Origin of the sequence: Peterkaempfera griseoplana (genome assembly GCF_001418575.1) — a bacterium.
GTDB classification, from domain to species: Bacteria; Actinomycetota; Actinomycetes; order Streptomycetales; family Streptomycetaceae; genus Peterkaempfera; species Peterkaempfera griseoplana.
Map to the genome: position 1 here is coordinate 1 of NZ_LIQR01000411.1, position 23913 is coordinate 23913.

At 74.2% G+C, this 23913-nt stretch carries 19 protein-coding genes and 1 pseudogene; 9 read left to right on the forward strand and 11 right to left on the reverse strand.

From position 1 onward, the window contains the following. The first annotated feature begins 75 nt into the window (after positions 1-75). The gene (locus AOK09_RS27800) at positions 76-2181 is read left to right on the forward strand and encodes a PIG-L family deacetylase (protein WP_169797074.1); all 2106 of its coding nucleotides are present in this window, start codon (positions 76-78) and stop codon (positions 2179-2181) included. 189 nt (positions 2182-2370) lie between these two features. Further along, the gene (locus AOK09_RS27805; RefSeq protein ID WP_055589996.1) at positions 2371-5037 is read left to right on the forward strand and encodes a SpoIIE family protein phosphatase; all 2667 of its coding nucleotides are present in this window, start codon (positions 2371-2373) and stop codon (positions 5035-5037) included. A 38-nt stretch (positions 5038-5075) separates the two neighbouring features. On the opposite strand, the gene AOK09_RS27810 is transcribed toward AOK09_RS27805, so the two are convergent. Beyond that, entirely contained in the window at positions 5076-5699 is a 624-nt protein-coding gene (locus AOK09_RS27810) for an HhH-GPD-type base excision DNA repair protein (RefSeq protein ID WP_055589997.1), read from the reverse strand. Between the two features lie 188 nt (positions 5700-5887). On the opposite strand from AOK09_RS27810, the gene AOK09_RS27815 reads away from it, so the two are divergent. The 3 genes from AOK09_RS27815 to AOK09_RS27825 are packed head-to-tail and all read left to right on the forward strand — an operon-like array spanning position 5888 to position 8023. Further along, positions 5888-6436, forward strand: a complete 549-nt coding sequence (locus AOK09_RS27815; RefSeq protein WP_055589998.1) for an SRPBCC family protein — start codon at positions 5888-5890, stop codon at positions 6434-6436. A 10-nt stretch (positions 6437-6446) separates the two neighbouring features. After that, on the forward strand, positions 6447-6773 hold the full coding sequence (locus tag AOK09_RS27820; protein WP_055589999.1) for a YciI family protein: 327 nt from the start codon (positions 6447-6449) through the stop codon (positions 6771-6773). 5 nt (positions 6774-6778) lie between these two features. Further along, positions 6779-8023 carry an RNA polymerase sigma factor gene (locus tag AOK09_RS27825; protein WP_055590000.1) on the forward strand — a complete coding sequence of 415 codons (1245 nt, stop codon included), beginning with the start codon at positions 6779-6781 and terminating at the stop codon, positions 8021-8023. A gap of 33 nt (positions 8024-8056) precedes the next feature. Here the strand turns inward: AOK09_RS27825 and AOK09_RS27830 are convergent, their stop codons facing one another. Next, the gene (locus AOK09_RS27830) at positions 8057-9076 is read right to left on the reverse strand and encodes a helix-turn-helix transcriptional regulator (protein WP_055590001.1); all 1020 of its coding nucleotides are present in this window, start codon (positions 9074-9076) and stop codon (positions 8057-8059) included. 63 nt (positions 9077-9139) lie between these two features. Between AOK09_RS27830 and AOK09_RS27835 the strand changes: the two genes are divergently transcribed. Next, on the forward strand, positions 9140-10264 hold the full coding sequence (locus AOK09_RS27835; protein WP_055590002.1) for an epoxide hydrolase family protein: 1125 nt from the start codon (positions 9140-9142) through the stop codon (positions 10262-10264). Positions 10265-10736: 472 nt separating this feature from the next. Here the strand turns inward: AOK09_RS27835 and AOK09_RS27840 are convergent, their stop codons facing one another. From AOK09_RS27840 to AOK09_RS27860, 5 genes are all read right to left on the reverse strand, one after another. After that, a complete protein-coding gene (locus AOK09_RS27840; protein WP_055590003.1) occupies positions 10737-11396 on the reverse strand; it encodes a TIGR03086 family metal-binding protein in 660 nt (219 codons plus the stop codon). Between the two features lie 146 nt (positions 11397-11542). Beyond that, entirely contained in the window at positions 11543-12187 is a 645-nt protein-coding gene (locus tag AOK09_RS27845; protein ID WP_055590004.1) for a TetR/AcrR family transcriptional regulator, read from the reverse strand. 220 nt (positions 12188-12407) lie between these two features. After that, positions 12408-13115 (reverse strand): 4'-phosphopantetheinyl transferase family protein, encoded by a 708-nt coding sequence (locus AOK09_RS27850; protein ID WP_157876060.1) that lies wholly within the window; start codon positions 13113-13115, stop codon positions 12408-12410. A gap of 157 nt (positions 13116-13272) precedes the next feature. After that, a complete protein-coding gene (locus AOK09_RS27855) occupies positions 13273-14148 on the reverse strand; it encodes a sulfurtransferase (protein ID WP_055590006.1) in 876 nt (291 codons plus the stop codon). Next, the gene (locus tag AOK09_RS27860) at positions 14145-15128 is read right to left on the reverse strand and encodes a helix-turn-helix domain-containing protein (RefSeq protein ID WP_055590007.1); all 984 of its coding nucleotides are present in this window, start codon (positions 15126-15128) and stop codon (positions 14145-14147) included. Before AOK09_RS27860 ends, AOK09_RS27855 begins: the two co-directional genes overlap by 4 nt. 95 nt (positions 15129-15223) lie before the next feature. On the opposite strand from AOK09_RS27860, the gene AOK09_RS27865 reads away from it, so the two are divergent. Beyond that, positions 15224-16732: an alpha/beta hydrolase gene (locus AOK09_RS27865; protein WP_055590014.1), complete on the forward strand. Its 1509-nt coding sequence runs from the start codon at positions 15224-15226 to the stop codon at positions 16730-16732. Positions 16733-16849: 117 nt separating this feature from the next. Here the strand turns inward: AOK09_RS27865 and AOK09_RS27870 are convergent, their stop codons facing one another. Then, entirely contained in the window at positions 16850-18256 is a 1407-nt protein-coding gene (locus AOK09_RS27870) for an MFS transporter (protein WP_055590008.1), read from the reverse strand. Positions 18257-18416: 160 nt separating this feature from the next. Here AOK09_RS27870 and AOK09_RS27875 point away from each other — a divergent pair, with 160 nt between their 5' ends. After that, a complete protein-coding gene (locus AOK09_RS27875; protein WP_055590009.1) occupies positions 18417-19301 on the forward strand; it encodes a LysR family transcriptional regulator in 885 nt (294 codons plus the stop codon). A 434-nt stretch (positions 19302-19735) separates the two neighbouring features. After that, a complete protein-coding gene (locus AOK09_RS27880; protein WP_245687508.1) occupies positions 19736-20212 on the forward strand; it encodes a L,D-transpeptidase in 477 nt (158 codons plus the stop codon). Positions 20213-20365: 153 nt separating this feature from the next. On the opposite strand, the gene AOK09_RS27885 is transcribed toward AOK09_RS27880, so the two are convergent. The 3 genes and pseudogenes from AOK09_RS27885 to AOK09_RS27895 all read right to left on the reverse strand — a co-directional run. Continuing rightward, complete coding sequence (locus AOK09_RS27885) at positions 20366-21493, reverse strand: PP2C family protein-serine/threonine phosphatase (protein WP_055590011.1); 1128 nt, start codon at positions 21491-21493, stop codon at positions 20366-20368. 308 nt (positions 21494-21801) lie between these two features. Continuing rightward, the gene (locus tag AOK09_RS27890; protein WP_055590012.1) at positions 21802-22914 is read right to left on the reverse strand and encodes an endo-1,4-beta-xylanase; all 1113 of its coding nucleotides are present in this window, start codon (positions 22912-22914) and stop codon (positions 21802-21804) included. Between the two features lie 359 nt (positions 22915-23273). Then, a pseudogene (locus AOK09_RS27895) lies at positions 23274-23609 on the reverse strand (transposase); the annotation flags it as partial. Positions 23610-23913 lie beyond the last annotated feature (304 nt).

The following is a 23913-nucleotide window of genomic DNA, read 5'->3' on the forward strand; positions in this document are numbered from 1 at the left end:
GGCACCCGAAGCCTACGGCCCGGGTCGCGGGCGGACGGCCGCTCTGGCTTCATGGAAGCCGAGGAGGGTGATCGGGTGACTGCACCGGACCGCCGCGGACCAGGCATACCCCGCCGGGCCGTGCTGTGGACGGCCGGCGCGCTGGCGGTGCCGACCGTGGCCGGCAGCGTCGCCCGCAGCTGGCGGCGGGACCCGGCGGTGCTGCCCGACGCCCTCGACGGGCGGCCCCCGGCGCGCCCGCCAGGCGGCCCCGCCACCACCCTGCAGCTCGTCGCCCACCCCGACGACGACCTGTACTTCATGAACCCGGACATCCAGCAGTCCATCGCCGCGGGCGCCCGCGTCGTCTCCGTCTACCTCACCGCCGGCGACGCCACCGGCCGCAACCGGGTACCCGGCGGCCCGCCGCCGCGCCGCGACCGGGCCGCGTACTCCGCAGCCCGGCACCAGGGACTGCGGCAGGCCTATGCGCTGATGGCCACCGGCCACCTCTTCACCCCCTGGCGGCGAACGGTGCTGGAGCTGCCCGGCGGCCGGCGCGCCGAGGTCGACCGGCTGACCGAACGCCCCGAGGTGTCCCTGGTCTTCCTCAACCTGGCGATGTACTCGGACCCGGTCACCCCGTACAGCATCACCCTGCGCGACCTCTGGCACCGGCCCGGCACCGTGATCCGGACCAGGAACGCCACCGGTTCGCCGCTGCGGGAGGTGCAGGTCTACACCCGGGACGACCTGATCGAGACGCTGGTGCAGCTCCTCGACCACTACCGGCCGTCCCTGGTGCGCACCATGGACCCCGACCCGGACGAGCAGGTGCACGACGCCGCCCACGCCCGCGACGCCGACCAGCCCGGCTTCTCCGACCACGCCGACCACACCGCCGCCGGCCTCTTCGCCTGGGCGGCGCTGGCCCGCAGGGGCCCCGCCGGGGGGCTGGCGACGGCCTACCGCGGCTACTACAACGACCGCTGGCCGCCCGGGTTGTCGGGACCGGCCAGGGACGCCAAACGCTCGTGGCTGGACGCCTACGGCGGCTCCCCGGACTGGCCCTGCGGGGACCCGTCCGGCTGCGGGGACTACGAGGTCGGCGGCCGTGACTCGGACCGTCACCACTGGCCGTGGTCCACCACCTACCGCTGGGCCGGGCCGCAGCCCTGGGCCGGCCATGACGCCTGGGACCGACTCACCGTCCTCGCGGTGCGCGGGATGCGGCTGCTGATGTGGCGGGAGGAGGTGCCCGGCAGCGGACGGCTCGGCACCGCGGTGGACCTGGGCGGCGCCCCGCTCGCCCCCTCGGTCGCCGTGGTGCGGCAGGCCGACGGCCGGCTGCTGGTCCTCGCCGAGCGCTTCTCCGGCCTGGGCGCCGCCACCGCCGCCGACACCCGGGAGACGGTGCTGCTGGAGCAGCGGGCCCCCGGTGGGCCGTTCGGCGCCTGGCGGGGGCTGGGCAACCCGCTGGCGCAGCCCGACCGGGGGCGGCGTACCGGTCCGCCGACGGCGGTGCTCACCCCCGACGGCCGGGTGCATCTGTTCGTCCGCAACGCGGACAAGGGGCTCTCCAGCCGGGTGCGGTCCCCCGGCGGGGCCTGGGGCGGCTGGAGGGACCTGGGCGGCGGCGAGGTCCAGGAGGGGCTGGCCGCGGTGGTCGACGGCGGCCTGCTGGAAGTCTTCGCCGCGGGCCGCGACGGCCTGCACCGCTGGGCGCAGCGGACACCCGGCGGCCCGGTCCGGGCGGCGGGACCCACCGGTCTTCCGGCACCCGGCACCCCGCCGGCCGCCGCCGTCGCCCCCGACGGCACCGTCCGGGTCGCCTACCGGCTGCCGCTGACCGCCGAGCCCGCCGTCTACAGCTGGGACGGCCGCCACGGCCAGCGCCGGGGCCCGGAGCTGCCCGCCGGGGGACACGGCCCCATCGCCCTGGTCCCGGCTGCGGGCGGCCTGCTGTTGGCGGCCCGTGACTCCGGCGGCGGTCTTGCCGCAGCCCTGCTGGACTCCGGCGGTGGTGACCGCAGGCAGTCCCTGAGCGGGGTGCTGGCGGGCCATCCCGCGGCCGCCGCCGACCGGTGGGGCAGGCCGGTACTGGTCTGCTTCGGCCTGGACGGCCGGCTGCGCCTCTCCCGGAGCAGCACGGGGCGGGCCTCGGCGGTCCGCTTCGGACCGTGGGCTGTGGCCGAGCGATGAGCCGCCGTGCCTCGCCGTCACACCCCCGGCGGCAGGGCGGCGCCAGCGTTCGCCCGGGGATTCCGAGCAGTGTAGACATGGGGTATGGCTCGACCTCGGACCCGGTCCGGAGCCCCGTCGGCTCCGCGGTTCGCCGGTCGGCACCCCTGGGCCGGGCGTGCTCGGCGGCCCGGTCGGCGGGCGGGGTGGATGCCGACCGCACGGGGGCTGTGGGCCTGGTTGAGCGGACGCACCGTCGCCGGCCAGGTGTTCGTCCTGCAGGTGATCGTGGTGCTGCTGCTGGTGGTCGCCGGCATGGTGGCGCTGGTACTGCAGGCGCGGTACGACAGCCGCGAGGAGGCCCGCAACCGGTCGGTGGCGGTGGCGCAGACCTTCGCCAACGCACCGGGCACCCGGGCGGCCCTGGAGAGCAGCCATCCGACGGCGCTGCTGCAGCCCCGGGCGGAGGCCGCCCGGAAGCTGTCGGGTGTCGACTTCATCGTGGTGACCGACACCCAGGGGATCCGCTACACCCACCCCAAGACCAACCGGATCGGCAGGAAGTTCGTCGGCACCATCGGCCCGGCGCTGCAGGGGAGGGTCGTCACCGAGACCATCAACGGGACCATCGGCCCCCTGGTGCAGGCGGTGGTCCCGGTCAAGGACGACCACGGCCGGGTGGTGGGCCTGGTGTCGGCGGGCATCACCATCGCCAAGGTCAGCGGCGCCGTCAACCGCCAGCTGCCGATGCTGCTCGGTGCCGCGGCCGGCACCGTGGCGCTGGCCACCGGCGGCACGGCGCTGATCAGCCGGCGGCTGAGGCACCAGACCCACGGCCTGGAACCCACCGAGCTGGCCCGGATGTACGAGCACCACGACGCGGTGCTGCACGCCGTACGGGAGGGTGTGCTGATCGTCGGCGGTGACGGCCGGCTGCTGCTGGCCAACGACGAGGCGACCCGGCTGCTGGACCTGCCGCCGGACGCGGAGGGGCGCTGGATCGACGACCTCGGCCTCGACCCCCGGGCGGCCGAACTGCTGGGCTCGGGACGGACCGCCACCGATGCGGTGATCCTCTCCGGCGACCGGCTGCTGGCGGTGAACAACCGGCCCACGGACCGGGACGGCGGTCCCCCCGGAAGCGTCGCCACCCTGCGGGACTCCACCGAGCTGCGGGCGCTCTCCGGCCGGGCCGAGGGGGCCAGGGAGCAGCTGCGGCTGCTGTACGACGCGGGAGTGGACATCGGCACCACCCTCGATGTGGTGCGCACCGCCGAGGAGCTGACCCAGGTGGCGGTCCCCCGGTTTGCCGACTTCGTCACGGTCGACCTGGTGGAGGCGGTGCTGACGGGCGGCGAGCCGACGCCCTCGGCCGTGGCCGAGATGCGCCGGGTGGTCGTCCACGGCGTACGCGACGACCCTCCGCTGTACCCGGCGGGGGAGCTGATCAGGTTCGTCCCCTCCTCACCGCAGGCCTGGGGCTTCGGCAAGGGCAAGGCGGTGGTGGAGGGCGACCTGGCGTCCTCCGCCGGGTGGCGGGCGCAGGACGACGACCGCACCACCAGGGTGCTCGACTACGGCATCCACTCGCTGGTCACCGTGCCGCTGCTGGCCAGGGGCGTGCTGCTCGGCATGGTCCACTTCTACCGCGCGGAGGGGTCGGCCCCGTTCACGGAGGAGAACGACCTCTCGCTCGCGGAGGAGCTGGCGGCCCGGGCCGCGGTCTGCATCGACAACGCGCGCCGCTACACCCGCGAGCACACCGTCGCGGTGACCCTCCAGCACAGCCTGCTGCCGCGCAACCTGCCCGAGCAGAGCGCCCTGGACGTGGCCCACCGCTATCTGCCCGCGCAGGCCGGGGTGGGCGGCGACTGGTACGACGTGGTCCCGCTGCCCGGCGCCCGGGTCGCCCTGGTGGTCGGGGACGTGGTCGGTCACGGGCTGCACGCCGCGGCGACCATGGGACGGCTGCGTACCGCGGTGCACAACTTCTCCTCGCTGGACCTGCCGCCCGACGAGATCCTGGACCACCTGGACGAGATGGTGGGCCGGATCGACCAGGACGAGACGCCGGCCGACGGCGGCACCGCGGTGATCGGCGCCACCTGCCTGTACGCCATCTACGACCCCGTCACCGGGCACTGCGCCATGACCAGGGCCGGGCATCTGCCGCCGGCCGTGATCCGTCCGGACGGCTCGGTGGTGTTCCCGGACCTGCCGGCCGGTCCGCCGCTCGGCCTCGGCGGCACGCCCTTCGAGTCGGCGGAGCTGGACCTGCCGGAGGGCAGCCGGCTGGTGCTGTACACCGACGGCCTGGTGGAGGTGCGCGACCGGGACATCGACGTCGGCCTGGAGCTGCTGCGCACCACGCTGGCCGGGGTCGCCGACCGCTCCCCGGAGGAGATCTGCGGCGCGGTGCTGCACGCCATGCTGCCCGCCCGCCCCGGCGACGACGTGGCACTGCTGGTCGCCCGCACCCGCCGGCTGGCGCCGGACCAGGTCGCCTCGTGGGACGTCCCCAGTGACCCCGCCGCGGTCGGCGGGGTACGCGCCGCCGTCACCCGCCGGCTCGCCGACTGGGGCCTGGAGGATCTGGCCTTCACCACGGAGCTGCTGCTCAGCGAACTGATCACCAATGCGATCCGGTACGGCAGCGGCCCGATCGGGGTGCGGCTGCTGCGCGACGCAAGCCTGATCTGCGAGGTGTCCGACACCAGCAGCACCTCGCCGCATCTGCGCTATGCGACCACCACCGACGAGGGCGGCCGGGGGCTCTTCCTTGTCGCGCAGTTCGCCGAGCGCTGGGGGACCCGGTACACGGCCGACGGCAAGGTGATCTGGGCGGAGCAGCCGCTGCCGTCCGGGACCGGCCGCTGAGGGCCCGTACCCCGGCTCGGCGCCGGACCTCCCCGGCGCTACCCCCGCTGCCCCGGCCTGCCGCCCTGCGTCTGACCGGCGGCCCTGGCCGCCTTGGCGGCCCGCTTGGCCTCCTGCTTGGTGGCGCGCACCCGCTCCAGCGACTCGCTCCCGGTGATGTCGGCCACCGAGCGGTAGCAGCCGTCCTCCCCGTACGGGCCCGCCGCCTCCCGCCAGCCCGGCGGCGTCACCCCGAGCTGCTTGCCCAGCAGCGCCAGGAAGATCTGGGCCTTCTGGGTGCCGAACCCGGGCAGTGCGGTCAGCCTGTCCAGCAGTTCCGCGCCGCTGCCCGCGTCCCGCCAGACCGCCGCCGCGTCGCCGTCGTAGTGGTCCACCAGATGGCGGCAGAGCTGCTGCACCCGCCCGGCCATCGCCCCCGGGTAGCGGTGCACCGCGGGCTTGGCGGACAGCAGCGCGGCGAAGGCCTCGGGATCGCAGGCCGCCACCGCCCGCGCGTCGAGGTCGTCGGTGCCCATCCGCCGCGCGATGGTGTACGGCCCGGTGAACGCCCACTCCATCGGGATCTGCTGGTCCAGCAGCATGCCGACCAGCGTGGCCAGCGGGCTGCGGGACAGGAGTGCGTCGGCCTCGGGCTGCTGGGCCAGCCGAAGGGTGGTCTCCATGGCGGGCCTCCCGCTGGGTCTGCCGCATCCCGTCCGGATATGCCCCACTCTGCAGCCGCCCGCGGCCCTGCGCCACCGGGGTCCGCCGGAATCCGGCGCGGAAATACCGGCGCGGCTGTCCATCCGGGACCGCGCCGTTCGTCGTCAGGATGAGAACGGCCGCACAGTCCGGAGAAGGAGGAGGCCGCATGGACGACCACGGAGTCACCGGGGCGCGAGTGGACCTCGAGGTTCTCGTCGACGCGCCACGCGCTGCGCTGTGGGAGCGGATCACCGATGTGACCCGCATCGGGGAGTGGAGCCCCGAGTGCGTCCACGCCGCCTGGCTGGACGCCGGGGATCCGCGGGCGAGGCCCGGCGCCCGCTTCGAGGCCCGCAACCGGTATCCCGACGGTCAGGTCCTGGGTGTGGTCTGCCAGGTGACCACGGTGGAGCCGCCGCGCACCTTCGCCTGGTCGGTGCTCGACGACGACAGGGACCCCGCCAGGCCGGGCTCGCTGTGGCGGTACGACCTGCTGCCCGGAGACACCCCGGGCCGGACCCTCGTGCGGCAGAGCTTCGTCCACGGGCCCGGCCGCACCGGACTGAGCGTCGCGGCGGGGAGCGACCCCGCCCGTACCGCGTCCGTTCTCGCGGGGCGGCTGGAGCAGCTGCGCCGCAACATGGCCCGGACCGTCGAGGCGATGGTCCGCGACATCAGGGAGTCCCGGACCACGGGGTCCGGGACCGCGGAGTGACGGAGAAACCATGAAGTACATGCTGCTGATCTGCGTGGACGAGTCCGTGGAGGTGTCCGAGGAGGAGGCTTCCCCCGAGGCCTGGGTGAAGGAGGTGGACGGCAGCGGCGTCCGGCTTTCCGGTTCGCGGCTGCGGCCGGTCCGGGACGCCACTACGGTGCGGGTGCGGGACGGTGAACTGGTGGTGTCGGACGGGCCGTTCGCCGAGACCAAGGAGCAGATCGCCGGGTACGACCTGATCGAGTGCGACAACCTCGACGAGGCGATCGCGGTGGCGTCCCGCCACCCGGCCGCCGGGTTCGGCACCGTCGAGGTGAGGCCGCTCTGGGAGGAGTGAGCACCGTGGGCGCCGAGGCCGAGGCCGCAGTCGCCGATGCCTTCCGGCAGGAGTGGGGACGGGTCGTCGCCACCCTGATCCGGGTCACCGGCGACTGGGACCTGGCCGAGGAGTGCGCGCAGGACGCCTTCGCGCGGGCACTGGAGTGCTGGCCGCGCGACGGCGTCCCGCGCCGCCCGGGTGCCTGGCTCACCACCACCGCGCGCAACCGCGCGGTGGACCGGCTGCGTCGCAGCGCCACCGAGGCGACCAGGCTCAGGGAACTGGCCGCACTGCCGGGCCCTGAGGCGGGGGACTGCGGAGGCCCCGGCGGCGTGCCCGACGACCGGCTGCGGCTGATCTTCACCTGCTGCCATCCGGCGCTGTCCGCCGAGGCCCGGGTCGCGCTGACGCTGCGGACCCTGACCGGTCTCACCACCGCCGAGATCGCCCGGGCCTTCCTGGTGCCCGAGCCCACCATGGCCAAGCGCCTGGTACGGGCCAAGCAGCGGATCCGCAACGCCGGGATCCCCTACCGGGTGCCGCCGGCGGAGCTGCTGCCACAGCGCACCGCGGCCGTGCTGTCCGTGCTCTATCTGCTCTTCAACGAGGGCTACAGCGCCACCGCCGGGGCCGACCTGGTGCGCCGCGGGCTGTGCACGGAGGCCATCCGGCTGGCCCGCTGCCTGACCGGTCTGATGCCCGAGGAGCCGGAGGCGGCGGGACTGCTGGCGCTGATGCTGCTGCACGACGCCCGGCGTGCCGCCAGGACCGACGACGCGGGGGAGCTGGTGCCGCTGGAGGAACAGGACCGGGGCCGCTGGGACGCCGCGGGGATCGCCGAGGGGGTCGCCCTGCTGGACGCCGCGCTGCACCAGGGCCGGCCCGGCCCGTACCAGGTGCAGGCAGCCATCGCGGCCTGCCATGCCACCGCGGCGCGGGCCGCGGACACCGACTGGCCGCAGATCGCCGCCCTCTACGGGAGGCTGGCGGCGCTCGCCCCCTCGCCGGTGGTGGAGCTGAACCGGGCGGTCGCGGTGGCGATGGCCGACGGGCCCGCCGCGGGGCTCGCCCTGGTCACGTCGCTGGAGGCGTCCGGGGCACTGCCGGGCTATCACCTGTTGCCCGCCACCCGCGCCGATCTGCTCCGCCGGCTCGGCCGCACGGCGGAGTCGGCGGCGGCCTACCGGGAGGCCATGGCGCTGACCGCGGCCGATGCGGAGCGCCGCCATCTCCAGCGGCGGCTGGACGAGGTCTCCCGGCCCGGCTGACGCGGGACGGTGGGCTGCGTGCCCGGTCCGGCTTCAGCCGCTCGGGTCCGGGCTGCCGCTCCCTGCTCCGTCCCCGCTCGCGCCGTCGGGGCCGGACGGCGTGGAGCGGGCGTAGCGGCGGGCCAGCTCCGCCAGATGGGCCAGCAGTTCCGGCGGCCCGCTGACGTCGAAGTCATGGCCCAGCAGCCCCAGGTGCACGCCCAGTGCCTCGACCGAGTCGGCGCCGGTGTCCAGGATGCAGCTCGTCCCGTCCACCGGCTCCACCACGCCGACCGCCGGGTTGACCAGCTCGGCCACCACCTCGGCCGGGGCGTGCACGGTGACCCGGGCCCGGTAGCGCCAGGCCGCGGCCGAGGCATTGCGTGCCACATAGGCGGCCACATCCCCCTCGGGGGGTTCGCGCGGGGCGAACCGCGGACCGGTCGGCAGCCGGGGCTCGACGCGGTCGACGCGGAAGGTCCGCCAGTCGTCGCGGTCGGTGTCCCAGGCCACCAGGTACCAGCGCCGCCCCCAGTTGACCAGCCGGTGCGGCTCCGCCGTGCGCCGGGTGGCGGTGCCGTCATGGCTGCGGTAGTTGAAGCGCAGCCGCTCGTGGTCCCGGCAGACGGCGGCCAGGGTGGACAGCAGCTGCGGGTCCACGGCGGGCTGCGGGCCGTCGGCCGGTACCGGCACGGTGTACGCCAGCAGCGTCTGCACCCGGCGGCGCAGCCGGGAGGGCAGGACCTGCTGCAGCTTGGCCAGGGCCTGCAGCGAGGTCTCCTCCATGCCCGCGATCGCGCCCTGGGCGACCGTGCGAAGGCCGATGGTCACGGCCACCGCCTCGTCGTCGTCCAGCAGCAACGGCGGCATCGCGGTGCCCGCCGAGAGCCGGTAGCCGCCGGTGGCTCCCCGGGTGGCCACCACCGGGTAGCCGAGTTCGCGCAGCCGGTCGACGTCGTTGCGGACCGTACGACCGCTGACGCCCAGCCGCTCGGCCAGCTCGGGACCGGGCCACTCGCGGGGTGTCTGGAGCAGGGAGAGGAGGCGCAGCAGTCGCGCGGAGGTTTCCAGCATGAAGAGCAGCCCACCGTTCCATTAGGAATCGGATCTTCCTAATGGAACCCTAGTGTCCTCTTCATGGAGAACGAGATCTACCCCTTCGTCATCGACATCCCGCAGGCCGAGCTGGACGATCTGCACCACCGTCTCGCCCGCACCCGCTGGAGCAGTGAGGTGCCCGGCACCGGCTGGAGCCGGGGTGTTCCGGTGGACCACCTCAGGGAGCTGGCCGAGTACTGGGCCGAGGGCTTCGACTGGCGCAAGGCCGAGGAAAGGCTCAACAGCTTCCCGCAGTTCACCACCGTGGTGGACGGCCAGAACATCCACTTCCTGCACCTGCCCTCGCAGAACCCCGAAGCCGTGCCGCTGTTGCTGGTCCATGACTGGCCGGGCTCCTTCACGCAGTTCTCCGAGGTGGTGGACCCGCTGTCGGCGGACTTCCACGTCGTGGTCACCTCCACCCCCGGAGTCGGTTTCTCCGGGCCGCTCAGCAGCCCCGGCTGGACCACCGGCCGGATCGCCGCCGCCTTCACCGAGCTGATGTCCCGCCTCGGCTACGACCGCTACGGCGTCCAGGGCGGCGGCGGGGGTGCCTGGATCGCCGCGGAGATGGGCCGGCAGCAGCCGGAACGGGTGATCGGCATCCATGTCAACGGGCTGATCACCTTCCCCTCCGAGGACCCGGCCGACTTCGCCGGGCTCACCGTCGCCGAGCAGGAGCGGGTGGCGAGGCTGCAGCACTTCCGCGACGAGATGATGGGCTTCAACGCCATCCAGTCCACCCGCCCGCACACCCTGGCGCACGGTCTGAACGACTCCCCGGCCGGCCAACTCGCCTGGGTGGCCGAGAAGTTCAAGGAGTGGACGGATGTCACGGCCGAACTCCCCGCGGACGCGGTGGGCCTCGACAACCTGCTGACCAACATCAGCGTCTACTGGTTCACCGGCACCGCCGGGTCCTCCGCCAACCTCTACTACGAGACCGCGCACGACCCCGCGGCCTGGGCCCCCAAGGAGCGCGGCACCGTGCCCACCGGGGTGGCCGTCGCACTCAGCACCGACATCGCCGTCCGCCGCTTCGCCGAGCGCGAGCACCTGGTCACCCACTGGACGGAGCTGGAGCGCGGCGGCAACTTCCTCTCGCTGGAGCAGCCCGAGGCCTTCGTGGCGGACGTCCGCGCCTTCTTCCGCACGGTGCGCTGAGACCCGCGTACGGGGCGCCGGTCCGACCGCCGGCGCCCCGTACGCCTTCCCCGGCCGTGCACCCCTCGGTCCCGGTTGTCCGCGAAGCCACCATGACGGCAGGTCAGGCACAGAGTGCCGCCGAGCCGATCTGTTGTACCCGCATGTCCGCACCCGTTCCGGATGTCGGCCGCGGTGTCCGCCCGCAGGGCGACCCGGGCACGCCGCCGAAGGACGGCCACCGGGGCCTCCCCGGATCCCCGTACCGTGCGCACATGTCCTGGCGGCGAGCTTCTCGACGCCGGACGCGGGCCCGGGCGTCTCCCGCCGACGGCCCGGCCGACAGGTCCCCTCTCCGTCGCAACGCACCGCACCACCGGTCAGCCGTCCTGCGTACCGCGGAGAAGACCACCCGAGGAGTCCTGTGGAGAACCATCACCACCAGTCGCTGCCGTCGTCCTGCCGGGACCAGGACCAGCACTTCCGGGGCGTGTCACGCCCGGTGCTGCGTCAGCGAGGCGGCCGCGCCGGTGGCCTGGTTGGCGGCCTGGGGCGACCACTGGGGGTCGCGGCCGACCAGCGCCAGCAGCCGGTCCAGCAGTGGCGCGTCGGCGGGCACCGGGAGCGGCGGGCCGATCTGCGCATCGGGGGTGCGGCGCCGTTCGTCGTCGGGGATCAGCCGTGCGACGTCCAGGGCGGCTTGGAGCGCCCCGGCGGGGAGGTCGACGGCGACACCGAGGGCGGCGGCCGCATCCCAGCTGTGCACCACGTAGTCCAGGAAGTGGAAGCCGATGGCCGTGGTGGGGGGGAAGGCGAAGGTCGGGTGGATCTCGGGGAGCGGGAAGGTCCGCCGGGGCACTCCGGCGGCGGCGAAGGCGGCCAGCACCTGCCCGCAGGAGGCCTCGTAGGCGTCGTGGGGGCGGTCGCCGAGGGGGCGGGGCCGCCAGACGGCGAGGTCGGCGCCGTCCGGCCCGCCGTCGGTGGCGGCCGCCGCGAAGCCCAGATGCTGGCCGGTCATGTGGGAGACCAGGTCGCGCAGGGTCCAGCCGGTGCAGGGGGTGGGCAGGTCCCACTGGTCGCCGGTCGCTGAGCGCACGATCCGCAGGGACTCCTCGACCGCGATCCGGTCGAGTTCGACGATGTCCGTGTCCATGCGTGTCCTCTCGTGGTGCGGTGGGCGTCGAGATGGAAACAAAAAGCACGGTCGATCGTACTTTTGTATTGCCGTTCCGTACATGAGGCGCCACCTGCCCGCAGCAGGCAGCGGAGCGGGGACGCCCCCGCAGGGCCGCGCCGCGGTCAGGGGACGGCGGGCAGGGAGGAGGGGTCGGTGGCGACGGCGTGCAGCCGGCGCAGGACGGCGGTGGTGGCGGTGCGGTAGACCGCGGAGTCGTCGCGCAGCACCGAGTCGCCGTTGGCCAGTTCCAGGAAGGCGATCAGCTCGAAGGCCAGCAGGGTCACATCGGTGCCGGCTGCGATGTCGCCCGCCTCGATGCCCTCGGTGATGGTCCGCTCCACGAAGGCGCGCCAGTCGGCCTGGGCACCGACGACGGTGTCGTGCACCGGTCCCGGACGGGCGTCGAACTCCGCGGCCACGGAGTAGAAGAAGCAGCCGCCGGGGAAGACCCGCTGCTCGGAGTAGGCCAGCCACAGCCGGCAGAGCTCCCACACCCGGGCGACGCCGGGCGGGGTGCGCCGAGCGGGGGTGACCACCTGATCGAGGAAGACGTCGACCGCCGCGCGTACGGTCGCCTGCTGCAGCTCCTCCTTGGAGCCGAACAGGGCGAAGACCCCGCTCTTGCTCAGGTTGAGCTCACTCGCCAGCCTGCCGAGCGACAGCCCTTCCAACCCCTCGACGGAGGCGATCTCCACCGTCCGCCGCAGGACCAGCCGCCGGGTCTGGTTGCCCCGTTCGATGCGCCCGTCGGTGCGCCCCTCCGCCATGCCTCGTCCTCGTCTTCCCGGTGTCCGGTCCGCAGGGCCGGACCGGGCGCTCATCATGCCAAGTGAACGACCGTACGTTCCTGGGGTGCGCCGTCCACCCACGCGGCGGAGGCCGCCCAGGTCACCGACCTGCCGGGCCCGGAGCCCCGCTGCTCAGCCCGGGTTCCAGCGGGCGGCGGCCATGGCGGGGACCGTCCGATGGCCGTCGGCGTACCGGCGCTTAGCCGCCGTGGCGCAGAGCGACCCGTACCCCGTCGCCGCCGACGCCGTGGGCGGCCACCCCGAGGACCACCGTGCCACCGTCCAGGACGACGGCCCCCGCCGCCGTCCGCGGATCGCCGGGCAGCGGAGCCAGTACCGGCCCATGGGCCGGACCGTCACCGCACCGGCCGTCACCACGCAGATCGCCACCGGGCAGATGTGCCGCGGGCGCCACCGGCGGACCCGCAGCGAAGAGGCCGGAGGGCGGGACCGCCATGCGGCGGCGCATGCCGCCGTCCCGCAGCCCGCTGCCGAGCGACTTCCCCACCGCCTCCTTCTGCGTCCACAGCCACAGGTAGGCGGCGTTCCACTGGGCCTGCGGCAGTGCCGCCAGCCAGTCCGCCTCCTGTGGATGGAACCAGCGGCGGGCCAGGGTCGCGGCCCGCAGCGGCCGGACCGCCTCGACATCGACCCCCACCGCCACCGACCGGGCCAGTGCCACGGCGATCACTCCTCGCCCATGGCTCACGCTCACCCTCAGCCCCTGCGCCGCCCCCGTCACTACGGGCCGTCCCGAGGGCTCGTGCTCCATCCGGAGCGCGGACGGCGCGACACCGAGCAACTCCGCGGCCGCACCGAGCAGGAGGGCGTGCGCCCGCTGCCGTTCGTCCGCGTCCGCCGCACACCACAACACCGTCACCGTGTCCGGCCCCGGATGCCCTGCCATGAACGGGGAGTCAAGCACAGGGTCGATCCGGCCGGAACGAGCCCACGCAGTTCGTCCTCGGCCTGCCGAAGCTGGACCACGGCATCACCGGCGTCAACGTCCCGGGACCGCCCCCGGCCCGGCGGACCATGACCTGACGTACCGTCAGGAAAGACCGTCAGCCGGCCACCACCGGCAGCCCCGAGACCGGCAGTCCCCACTCGCTCCAGGAGCCGTCGTACACCGACAGTCCACCGCGGCCGGCCAGTTCGGCCCCCAGCGCCAGCACGCAGGCGGTGACGCCAGAACCGCAGCTGAAGACCAGCCGCTCCCGGTCCCCGGCGAGCGCGGCGAAGGCGGCGCGCAGCTCCGAGGGCGACCGCATCAGCCCGCCGTCGCGCTGGAGCTCGGTGAAGGGCAGGTTCACCGCACCGGGCATATGGCCGCCGCGCAGCCCCGGCCGCGGCTCGGGCGCCGTACCGGAGAAGCGTTCCCGGGAGCGCGCGTCCAGGACCACGGCGGCGGGGTCGTCCAGGGCCGCCACCACCTCGTCGCTGCCCACCAGCAACCCGGGGCGCGGCCGGGCGGTGAAAGACCCGTCCCGCGCCGAGGCTCCGGGAGGGCCGCCCTGCAGCGGCAGCCCGGCCGCCACCCAGGCGGGCAGTCCGCCGTCGAGCACCGCGACCCGGTCGAAGCCCATCGCCCGCAGCATCCACCACGCCCGCGGGCTGGAGTAGACGCCCGCGACGTCGTAGACCACCACCGTGTCGGCGTCGTCCACGCCGAGGCGGCGCATCTCCTCGGTGAACCGGTCGGCGGTGGGCATGGTGTGCGGCAGCGGGCCCGTGTGGTCGGAGAGCGGCCCGTCGATGTCGAAGGCCAGCGCGCCGGGGATCCGCTGTGCCGAGCCCCGGTGCGCGCCGACCGAGGCGTCCAGCACCACCAGTCCGGGCGTGCCCAGCCGGGACGCCAGCCAGGCGGAGCCGACCAGCGGGCCGGGCAGCGGGCCGATCGGGGTGTCGGCCGGGGTGCCGGAGGGTGTCGGGGCGTTCACCTGGTCTCTCCCTTCGAGGGTGCCTGGTCCTGCGACCGGACGGAACAGCGGGACGAACCGGCGGTCTGGCCGTCCAGGGCCGCGGTGAGCCAGTCGTGGGCGGCGCCCATGGTGGGCTCCGGAGTTCCGGACGGTAGCGCGTACATCTCGCCGGCTAGCTGCCAGTAGCGTCCGACGACGGGCTCGGCGGTCGCGGCGAGCACCCCCCTGAGCCGGTGACGGAAATCGGGGGTGTCCCGCACACCCCGTGAACCGGCATGCGCCGCCACGAAGCAGTCCAGCGCCTCGCCCTGCTGCGGCGGCCGCTCCGCACGCAGGTCCGCCGCGGCCAGCGCATAGGCTTCACCGAGACCGTCGTAGAGCACCGCCGGGCGGTAGCCGCCGTCGAGCGCGGGAGAGGTGGGCCGGCAGTGGCCCGGGCCCAGGCGGGCGCCGGAGGTGAGGGCGTGCAGCCGGGCGAAGGCCAGGACCTGGGCCGGGGACGGATCGGCGGGAGGCTGCGGAACCGCCGCCTCCAGGATCGCCGAGACCAGCCGGGCAGGGAGCCTCGGCGGCAGCACACGGCGCCAGAAGCGCGCCAGCGCGGCCGTGCTGGGCGGCGCGGTCACCGCGCCGACCAGGCTCAGCCGCTCGGCGCGTTCCGCCGGGGTGCAGTCCCGCAGCAGCTGGAGGGCGGCCTCCCGCCAGCGCAGGGCCGCCAGCTGGGAACCGAGCTCCCGCAGCTGCCCCGCGATGACATCCTCCAGTGCCTCCTCCCGGTCGAGGATCCGGCCCACCTCCGACACCGGCAGGTCCAGGGTGCGCAGCGAACGGATCAGCCGCAGCCGATCGAGAGCCCCGGCACCGTAGCGGCGGTGGCCGCCGCTGCTGCGGCTGGCCTCCGGCAGCAGACCGCGGTCGGAGTAGAAGCGGACGGTCTTGACGGTGACACCCGCACGCTCGGCGAGCTCCCCGATGCTCCAGTAACCGTCGGCAGACAAGGCTTGAACCTCCCTCAGGGGGAGTTCCTACCGTACCCGTGGGCCGCGCGGCCGGTGAGGTGGACCGCGTGGACAGGGCATGCGAGGAGACGGTCATGACGGCGTTCGTACTGGTACCGGGAGGCTTCACCGGGGACTGGGTGTGGGAGGAGGTGGCCGGGAGACTGCGGGCGGCGGGGGCCGGGGCGTACCCGGCGGCGCTCACCGGCATGGGCGGTGCCGACCGCCCGGCCGGACCCGGGACCGACCTGCGGACCCACATCGACGACCTGGTGCGGCTGATCGACCGGGTCGACGACCCCGAGGTGGTGCTCGTCGGCCACGACTACGGCATCCATCCGGTGCTGGGCGCCGCGGACCTCCGTCCCGGCCGGATCATCCGGATCGTCTACCTGGACACGGCCATCCCGCAGGACGGCGCACCGGCCCTGGCGCAGATACCGGACCAGGGGCTCCGCGACCGGTTGCTGGACCCGGAGCAGCCGGACGGGGACGACTGGCGGGTCCCTGCGCCGTCAGCGGACGGGTGGCCGGCCTGGGGCAGTACCGCCGGCCTCTCCACGGACGCGCTGGACCGGCTGTCCCGGCTGGCCGCGCCGCAGCCGAGGGCCACCCTCACCCAGCCGCTGCGGCTGACGGGAGCGGCCTCCGGGGTGCCGACCACCGGTGTCCTCTGCACGGCCAACGGCTCGACCATCGCCCTGGTCGAAACCATGATCGGCTTCGGGGACCCGGCCCTGCAGGCGCTCACCCGGCCCGGCGTGACCTTCTTCGAACTCGACACCGGGCACTGGCCGATGCTCTCCGCCCCCGACGAGCTCACCCGTGTCCTGCTGGCGGCCGCCGCGGGCGAAGGGCACCGGATGGGTGCACGGACCGCCGAGCAGCCCCGGCACCTCACCTCCTTTCTCATGGACCTGCCCGAGCGCCCCCGGGTGCGCAGCGGACGGGTGGACCTCCATCTGCCCGAGGCCGGGCACCCCTGCCCCGCGGTGCTGTTCGTCCACGGCGGTCCGATCCCTGCCGACAGCCGGCCCACGCCGCGCGACTGGCCGTCCCTGGTCGGCCACGCCCGCTGCGCCGCCGGCCTGGGAGCGGTCGGCGCGGTCGTCGACCACCGGCTGCACGACCTCGGCGACTACGGCCGGGCCGCCGAGGACGTCGCCGAGGCGGTCGCGCTGCTGCGGGACGACCCGCATGTCGACGGGGAGCGCATCGCGCTCTGGTTCTTCTCCGGCGGGGGGCTGCTCGCCGCGGACTGGCTGGCGGCGCCCCCGCCGTGGCTGCGCTGTGTGGCGGCGTCCTACCCCGTGCTCGCGCCGCTGCCGAACTGGGGGTCCATGGATCCGCGCTTCCGGCCCGCCGCCGCGGTGGGCACCGCGGGCGGCCTCCCCGTCGTGCTGACCAGGGTGGGCCTGGAGCAGCCGGCGATCGCGGCGACGGTGGCGGAGTTCCTGGCGGCGGCGGAGGACCGCAAGGCCGACGTCGAGGTGATCGACGTACCGAACGGCCACCACGGGTTCGACACCGCCGACCCCACCGAGGAGTCACGCCGCGCCGTGGACCGGGCGATGCGGTCCGTGCTGGGGCACCTGCGGGACTGAGACCAGCCCGGCAGGGCAGCCGGTGGTGGGGACCCGCCGGGGGGCGGGCCCCCACCCCTCGTCCGCGGGGGCCGGCGGCGTCCCCGGTGGAGTACGGGCACCGTCGCGGCGGCGACGTCAGCGCGGCGCCCGGCCCGCGGCCGGCGCGCCACGCCGGCCGCGGAGGACCAGCCACCCGGCCAGGGCGCACACCGCGGCGGGCAGCAGCATCGCCGGGGCCGCCGCACGGCCCGCGCCGCTCCCGCCGAGGCCGACGAACGGGCCCATCACCGCCACCCCCAGCGTCGCCCCGACCTGGCGGACGGCGTTGAGCAGTCCGCCCGCCGCGCCCGCGGTGCCCTCGGGCGCGGCGGTGACGACGGCGGTGACCAGCGCGGGCAGCGTGAAGGAGACCCCGAAGCCCGTCAGCAGCAGACCGGCCGCCAGCAGCGGGTACCAGGTCCCTTCCTGCACCGCCGCGGCGAACACCACACTGCCCGCCGTCAGCAGGCCGAGACCGCCCAGCACGGGCTTCCACGGCCCCACCCTGGCGACGATGCGCCCGGTGAGCAGGGGATTGAACCCGGGAGGCAGGGTCATCGGCAGGAACGCGGCCCCGGCGACCGTCGGCGACAGGTGCAACTGCCGCTGCAGCAGCAGCGGCAGGACGAAGAGCACACCGAGCATGGTGAAGTTGACCGCGGCCCCGGCGAACAGGATCGTCCGCATCCCGCGGGTCCGCAGCACCGCGGTCTGGAGCACCGGGGAGACGCTGCGCCGCTCACGCAGCGCGAAGGCGGTCGCGGCCGCCGCGGTCCCGGCGGCCGAACAGGCGCTGTGCGTCCAGTCGCCCGAGCCCGCCGCGATCAGTGCGTCGGTGAGCAGCGCGAGCGCCGCGCAGGCCGCGGACTGGGCCCACCAGTCGATCCGCCGGGCGCCGCGCGGGCAGTGCGCCGCCGGTCCGGCGACCAGGGCCAGCGCCAGAACCGCCAGCGGGACGTTGACGAGGAACACCGCCCGCCAGCCGGACAGGTCGACCAGTACCCCGCCGGCCATCGGCCCGAAGGCCATCGCACAGCCGCTGACCGCGGACCAGACGGCGATGGCGCCCGCCCGTTCCCCCGGCTCCGGGTAGAGCCGGGCGATGACCGCCATCCCGGCGGGTACGCAGGCGGCGGCAGCGGCACCCAGGACGGCCCGCAGCACCACCAGCGTCCCCAGGCCGGGGGCGAGCGCGCTGAGCAGTGAGCCCGCGCCGAAGACGGCGATGCCGAAGCGGAAGGCCCGGTGCGCGCCGAAGCGGTCGGCGGCGGCCCCGCCCGACAGCAGCAGTGCGCCGAACGCGACGCTGTAGCCGGTGACGGCCCACTGCAGACCGGCCGTGGAACTGCCCAGCGACCGGGCGAGATCGGGTTCGGCCACCGACAGCACCGTGGTGTCGAGCAGCACCATGAAGTACCCCAGGGCGACACCGAGCAGGGCACGGGTCCGACCCGGCGGACGGGCCAGGGCCGGCAGGTCGGCGGGACGGGCGGAGAGGGTCATCACACGGCTCCGTGGTCGAAGGGGGAGCGGCCGGTCGGCTGTCGACTCTGCTGCGCCGCGGCCGTCCGCTCCACCGGCCGGGCCTGACGCACCGTTCGGGAAGTCCGAAGGCGCCGTACGCTGGGAGCGTCAACGGGGCCGCGGACAGGGGGAGTTACCGGTGGACCTTCGACAGCTGCGCACCTTTGAGGCGGTGGTGACCCACCGCACCGTCACCGGGGCGTCCGTGGCCCTCGGGCTCGCGCCCTCCTCGGTGTCGGAGCAGATCCGCGCCCTGGAGCGGAACCTGGGGGTCGACCTGTTCGAGCGGGCCCCCCGGGGAATGACCCTGACCCCGGCCGGCGAACGGCTGCTGCCCTGGTCGCGAAGCCTGCTCGACCAGGCGGAGCAGGCCCGGCGGGAGGTGACCGCCGTACGCCCCCAGGTGCGGCTGGGCGCGCTGGAGACCCTCGCGGCCACCCGGGTGCCCGCGGTGCTGGCCCGGCTCGCGCTGCGCCGGCCCGATCTCGCGGTGTCGGTGCGCACCGACGGGGCCCGGGACGGACTGCTGGGCGCGGTCGCCGCCGGAGAGCTGGAGGCGGCGCTGATCCTGGACACCTCGGGCCCGCTCGGTGAGCTGGGGTTCGATCTGCCGCCCGCTCCACTGGACCACCTCGACCTGGAGGACGTCCCGCTCGCGCTCGTCGCCGCGCCGAACCATCCGCTGGGCGGGGCGGACTCCCTGGCCCGGGAGGACCTGCGGGGTCAGCGGCTGCTGGTGAACGCCCCCGCCTGCTCCTTCTGGCTCGCGGGGGAGCTGCTGCTCGGACATGTGGTGGAGCGGGTCTGCACCGGCGGGGTGGCCGTGACCAGGGCCTGTGCGGAACAGGGTCTGGGGGTGGCGCTGCTGCCGGAGTTCGCCGTCTGCGACCAGCTGGCCGCGGGGACGCTCATCCGCCTCCCGCTGGCCTCACCCGCGGTCAGGCTGCATCTGCGGCTGGTGTGGCGGAGCGACCGGGAGGGCGTCACGGGGCTGCGCGAGGTGCTGTACGCCATGGCGGCGTGACGCCTGGGGGTACGGGGGATGCCGGGCTCAGCGGTCGACAGCGGCCTCGCTGAATCGATCGCCTGATCCCATGGCGTTCCAGTGTTCGAATTCTGCGGCTTCGTCGGGCGGTACGTCGCCGCATGCACGACGCCTGGTCAGCGGCCCTGCCGCACAACCGAAGTGGCGGCCGATCTGCAAGTGGGGACCTGGATCCGGTCGTTGTCCGTGGTGCCTGACCCCGTTGTCCGCCCGAGCGAGTGAAGAAGCGTCTGCTGGACGGGTGGCTGCGACATTCGACCGTGAGAGATTGTCCTGATTATTCATACTATTACACCGTGAAAAGCCAGCGATGCAGTAGACGTCCGAGCGGTGCGCGCGGCCGAGCGCTGGGGATGTCCGTGCTGGCAGGGCTGCTGATGACCGCGGCCCCTGCCATGTCCCCGGCTCATGCGGTGAGCGCAGCCAACCGCCTGCCAGAACTCCATTCCGCAGGCCCGGGATCCGTCCGGGCACCGAGCGCGGTCAGAACCCGCGCCAAGGCCGCGCACGGCTGCCCGATCCGCCCGTACCGGGTCGTCTGCGTCGACCTCACCAACCAGGTGTTGTGGGTGCAGAAGGGGCGACGCATCATCTACGACGAGGTGCCGGTGAGAACCGGACGGGTCGGGAACGCGACCCGGACCGGCTGGTTCCGGGTCTACCGCCGGGACATCGACCACTGGTCCAGCGAGTACAACTCGCCGATGCCGTACAGCCAGTTCTTCAGCGGCGGTCAGGCACTCCACGGAGTCTTCGGCGGGGTCGACGACGGCCCGGGCTCCCACGGCTGCGTCAATCTGGTGTACGACGACGCCGAGCGGCTCTGGCATGTCGTCCCCAAGGGCACCGCCGTGTACACCTGGGGGCACAAGCCCAGGCCGGAGGACTGACCCGACGGACCGCCCGCGTGCCGCCCCCTGCCCGGGCGGGGGACCGTGCGCGGGCGGCGGCGCCGATCGGCGCGGGGACGCCCCCGGCGCTCACGCCGCGTCGCGCGCGATCCGGCCTGTGGGCCCGCCGGCGCGACCGTGTCCGTGCGGGCGCTACCCGGCGGACGGCCCCGGAGCCCGCCGGGAACCCGTACGGCGCCCGCCGGGCACGCCCTCGCCGCCGCTGAGCCGGGAGATGGCGAGCAGCGCCAGGTCGTCGGTTCTCCGGCCGCCGGTGTGTCTGCGCACATCGACGAGGACCGCATCAAGGAGGGCCTCCGGACCCAGCGGCGGCTGACCGGTGAGCCGCTCGACCGGGTCGTAGAAGACACCGGCCTCGTCCCGGGCCTCCGTCAGCCCGTCCGTGCAGAGCAGCAGACCGGCCCCTTCGGGGAAGGCCACCGTGTCGACCGGATTGCCGCCGGTCTGCAGGGTCGCCATGCCCAGGGGCAGCGCAGGGCGGTCGGGGGCGACGTAGCTCACCGCGCCGTCCAGGAACAGCACCGGCGCCGGATGCCCCCGGTTGACCAACCGGGCCTCGTCGCCCGGCAGCGGGAACTCCGCCAGCAGCGCGGTGACGAAGCCCTCGGCCGCGATCACTCCGCCTGCCTGCTCGGCCTCCCGGGTCAGCGCCTCGTCGAGCCTCTCCGCGACCCTGCTCAGGCACGGCTCCTGTTGCGCGGCCTCCCGGAAGGCCCCCAGCGCGACGGTGACCGCGTAGACGGATTCCACCCCCTTCCCGCGGACGTCCCCGATGACGCAGCGCACGCCGTACGGGGTGTTCTGCACCGCGTAGAGGTCCCCGCCGATCTGCGCGTCCTCCTGGGCGGCCGCATAGCGCGCGGCGAGGCACAGCGGCCCGATCCTCGCCGGCGGTTCGGGCAGGACGGCCCGCTGGACGGCGGCGGCGATGCCCCGCACCGACCGGAGCCTGGTCTCCTGGGCGTGCAGCAGGTGGTTGAGGAGGACGGCGACCCCGGTCACGGTCGCCACCATGGTCAGCTCGCTGAACACGATCGCGCTCCGGCCGTACCCGAAGTACTGGAACATGACCCAGTCGACGAGGACCGCGACCACCCCGGTGAGGACCGTCGCCCGCAGGGACAGCAGCGGGGCGGCCGTCAGGACCGAGGCCGCGTACAGGGCCGCAGCGCTGACCGTACGGGGCGTGGTGAGGTCGATCAGAGCGGCGAAGAGGAGCAGGAGGGCGGGCAGCCGGCGGGCCCATCGGCCGGACGGCATCGTCGTCACACCCCGTGCTGCTGGCCGCGCCACATGCCGCTCCCGACGTCGCCCGGGCTCCCGCCTGCCCCAGACTGCCTGCCCGCACCCGGCAGGGCGAGCCGGGGCCCGCCGTAAGGGTGGCGGCTGCCCGGCTGCGGCCGGGGCCGTGCCCCGCGGGGCACCCACGGCCCGGTGCGGCGGGTGGAGCCGAGGGCGGCCGGACCGCACGGCAGCGAGGGTGTCCATGCCGGTCGTCAGGAACCGTCATGAACACCCTCGCTCGGGGCCGCAGTGGCGCGGACCGGCTCAGAAGAGCCGGACGGCTACTACTTGTCCCCGCCCAGGGCACCGTGGTGCGCGGTGCCGGCTGCGAGCTCCAGGTCCTGCTGGAGCGTGGAGTACACGGTCTTGGGCTGCATGTTCACGTCGTACAGCAGGCCGTAGCCCTCACCCTGGAAGGTGCCCGGGATCCAGGAGTCGCCGTCGTGGACGCCCCAGGCGGTGAAGGAGATGCACTGGCTGACGAGCTCGCAGCCCTTGAGCAGCTCGGAGAACTCGAAGGGCTGCGCGAACTGGGCCAGCGAGCTGGTGGGAACCTGCTCGGTGCTGTTGTTGACGAAGGTGCGCACGTCGGCCTCGGTGATGGCGACCTTCAGACCCAGGTCGGCGTAGGCCTGCAGGTCGGCCTGGTAACGCTGGGCGTCGAAGCCGTACTGGGTGTCGAGGTGGCCCTGCTCGCCGATGCCGTCGATCGGGACGCCCTGCTTGCGGAGGTCCTTGACGAAGTTGTAGACGGCCTGGAACTTGACGTTCGTCCCGTCCTCACCGGTGATGTTGTAGTCGTTGTACATCAGCACGGCCTTCGGGTCCGCCTTGTGCGCCCAGCGGAACACATCGCCGATGATGCCCGAGCCGAGGTGCTGAACCCAGAAGTCATTGGCGTTGAGGCCGTCGGCCTGCGGGGTCTCCCAGGAGTTGGCGAAGACCTCGTTGATGACGTCCCACTGCCAGATCTTGCCCTTGAAGTGGGTGACCTCGTCGGTGACGTGCTTGTGGAGGATGTCGCGCAGCTGCGCGTTGCTGATGGTGCCGTTCCCGACGCCGGTGGTCAGCCAGCTCGGGAGCTGGTTGTGCCACATGAGGGTGTGACCGCGGACGACCTGCCCGTGCTGCTCGGCGAACTTCACCAGAGCGTCGGCGTCCTTCCAGTTGTAGACGCCCTGGGTGGGCTCCACGGACTCCCACTTCATGGCGTTCTCGGCCGTGACCACGGAGAACTGGTCGGCGACGATGTCGGTGTAGGCCTTGTTGGTGCCGAGCTGGCTGGCGTCGACGGCGGTGCCGAAGCGCAGTCCCTGCTTCGCTGCCAGCGCCCGGAGGGAAGTGTCGGCGGAGTTGCCGTTCCCGTTGGCGAACGCGACAGCGGCGGGAACGAGCATGAGAGCGGCGGCACCAGTGGCGACGACTGTGGATCTGCGTCGAAGCTTCACGGCGGACTCCCGGGGGGGTGAGTGGGTGGGACCTCGAAAGTTTCGGGCCAAAGTTCGATCGGAGCTGAAAGCTAGACCCAGTGATCTGGCGGAGTCAATGGTGTCGCACGTCTGAAATTCGACCGATGCGGCATCTCATTTGGAATCAGCGATCGCGTCACTACGGGCGCCGGCGCAGGTGACCGACGGCGGCCCTCTCGGGCGCAGGGGCGTGGAGCCCCCCGGCGGGATCGGTCCACGCCCGGCTCCGGCCACGGGCCGGCCCGGAATCCGGCCCTGCTGTCGCTCCCTCAGCCCCGCTCTGCCGGAGCGCGCAGGGCCACCGAGTCGATCGCATACCGGGACCAGCCGGGTCCGCCCGCCGTCCCGGGCTCGTCCGGGAGCAGGCGCCGCAGTTCGGCCCAGACGCCCGTCCGGCTCCACTCGGTGAACCGCCGGTGCGCGGTGGGGCCCGAAGGGCCGAAGACCGGAGGCAACTGCCGCCAGGGGCAGCCGGTCGTGGCCACGAACACGACCGCGGCCAGCACCTCCCGGTCGCCGTACCGCCGCCGACCGCCGCCCTGCGGCCGCGTCGGCGCGGCCGGCACCACGCGCTGGAACGCCTCCCACAACTCGTCCGGGACCAGTCGCTCAACGATCGTCACGTCGGCAGACTACTCACCGGTCCAAATGAGACGCACCTGGGAGCGTGCCGCGCTGGTGACTCCCGTGACTACGTCTCGCGGCCTCGTCAGCGAAAGTTTCGAACAGTGCCTCTGTGCCGAACCTGGGTTCACCCCTCGCGATCCGCTCTGGCGTGCGGCGACGACGTCCCGCCGGGCTCGCTGCTCACCCCCGGCAGCGACCGCCCGGGGGAGACCCGCCGCGCGACGGGAGCGCAGGAGACGGACGTGCCCACGACGCGCCCGCCCGGGGTTTCCGTGGGCGCCCCCGCACCCAGCCCGGCAC

What these genes read in the sequence shown, in the direction of transcription:
- AOK09_RS27840 (WP_055590003.1), bottom strand. Translation starts at nt 11,396, where the DNA reads ATGGACACGGACATCGTCGAACTCGACCGGATCGCGGTCGAGGAGTCC.
- AOK09_RS27830 (WP_055590001.1), bottom strand. Translation starts at nt 9,076, where the DNA reads ATGCTGGAAACCTCCGCGCGACTGCTGCGCCTCCTCTCCCTGCTCCAG.
- AOK09_RS27805 (WP_055589996.1), top strand. Translation starts at nt 2,371, where the DNA reads ATGCCGACCGCACGGGGGCTGTGGGCCTGGTTGAGCGGACGCACCGTC.
- AOK09_RS27885 (WP_055590011.1), bottom strand. Translation starts at nt 21,493, where the DNA reads ATGCCGTCCGGCCGATGGGCCCGCCGGCTGCCCGCCCTCCTGCTCCTC.
- AOK09_RS27850 (WP_157876060.1), bottom strand. Translation starts at nt 13,115, where the DNA reads ATGGCAGGGCATCCGGGGCCGGACACGGTGACGGTGTTGTGGTGTGCG.
- AOK09_RS27835 (WP_055590002.1), top strand. Translation starts at nt 9,140, where the DNA reads ATGGAGAACGAGATCTACCCCTTCGTCATCGACATCCCGCAGGCCGAG.
- AOK09_RS27870 (WP_055590008.1), bottom strand. Translation starts at nt 18,256, where the DNA reads ATGACCCTCTCCGCCCGTCCCGCCGACCTGCCGGCCCTGGCCCGTCCG.
- AOK09_RS27890 (WP_055590012.1), bottom strand. Translation starts at nt 22,914, where the DNA reads ATGCTCGTTCCCGCCGCTGTCGCGTTCGCCAACGGGAACGGCAACTCC.
- AOK09_RS27845 (WP_055590004.1), bottom strand. Translation starts at nt 12,187, where the DNA reads ATGGCGGAGGGGCGCACCGACGGGCGCATCGAACGGGGCAACCAGACC.
- AOK09_RS27820 (WP_055589999.1), top strand. Translation starts at nt 6,447, where the DNA reads ATGAAGTACATGCTGCTGATCTGCGTGGACGAGTCCGTGGAGGTGTCC.
- AOK09_RS27865 (WP_055590014.1), top strand. Translation starts at nt 15,224, where the DNA reads ATGACGGCGTTCGTACTGGTACCGGGAGGCTTCACCGGGGACTGGGTG.
- AOK09_RS27815 (WP_055589998.1), top strand. Translation starts at nt 5,888, where the DNA reads ATGGACGACCACGGAGTCACCGGGGCGCGAGTGGACCTCGAGGTTCTC.
- AOK09_RS27810 (WP_055589997.1), bottom strand. Translation starts at nt 5,699, where the DNA reads ATGGAGACCACCCTTCGGCTGGCCCAGCAGCCCGAGGCCGACGCACTC.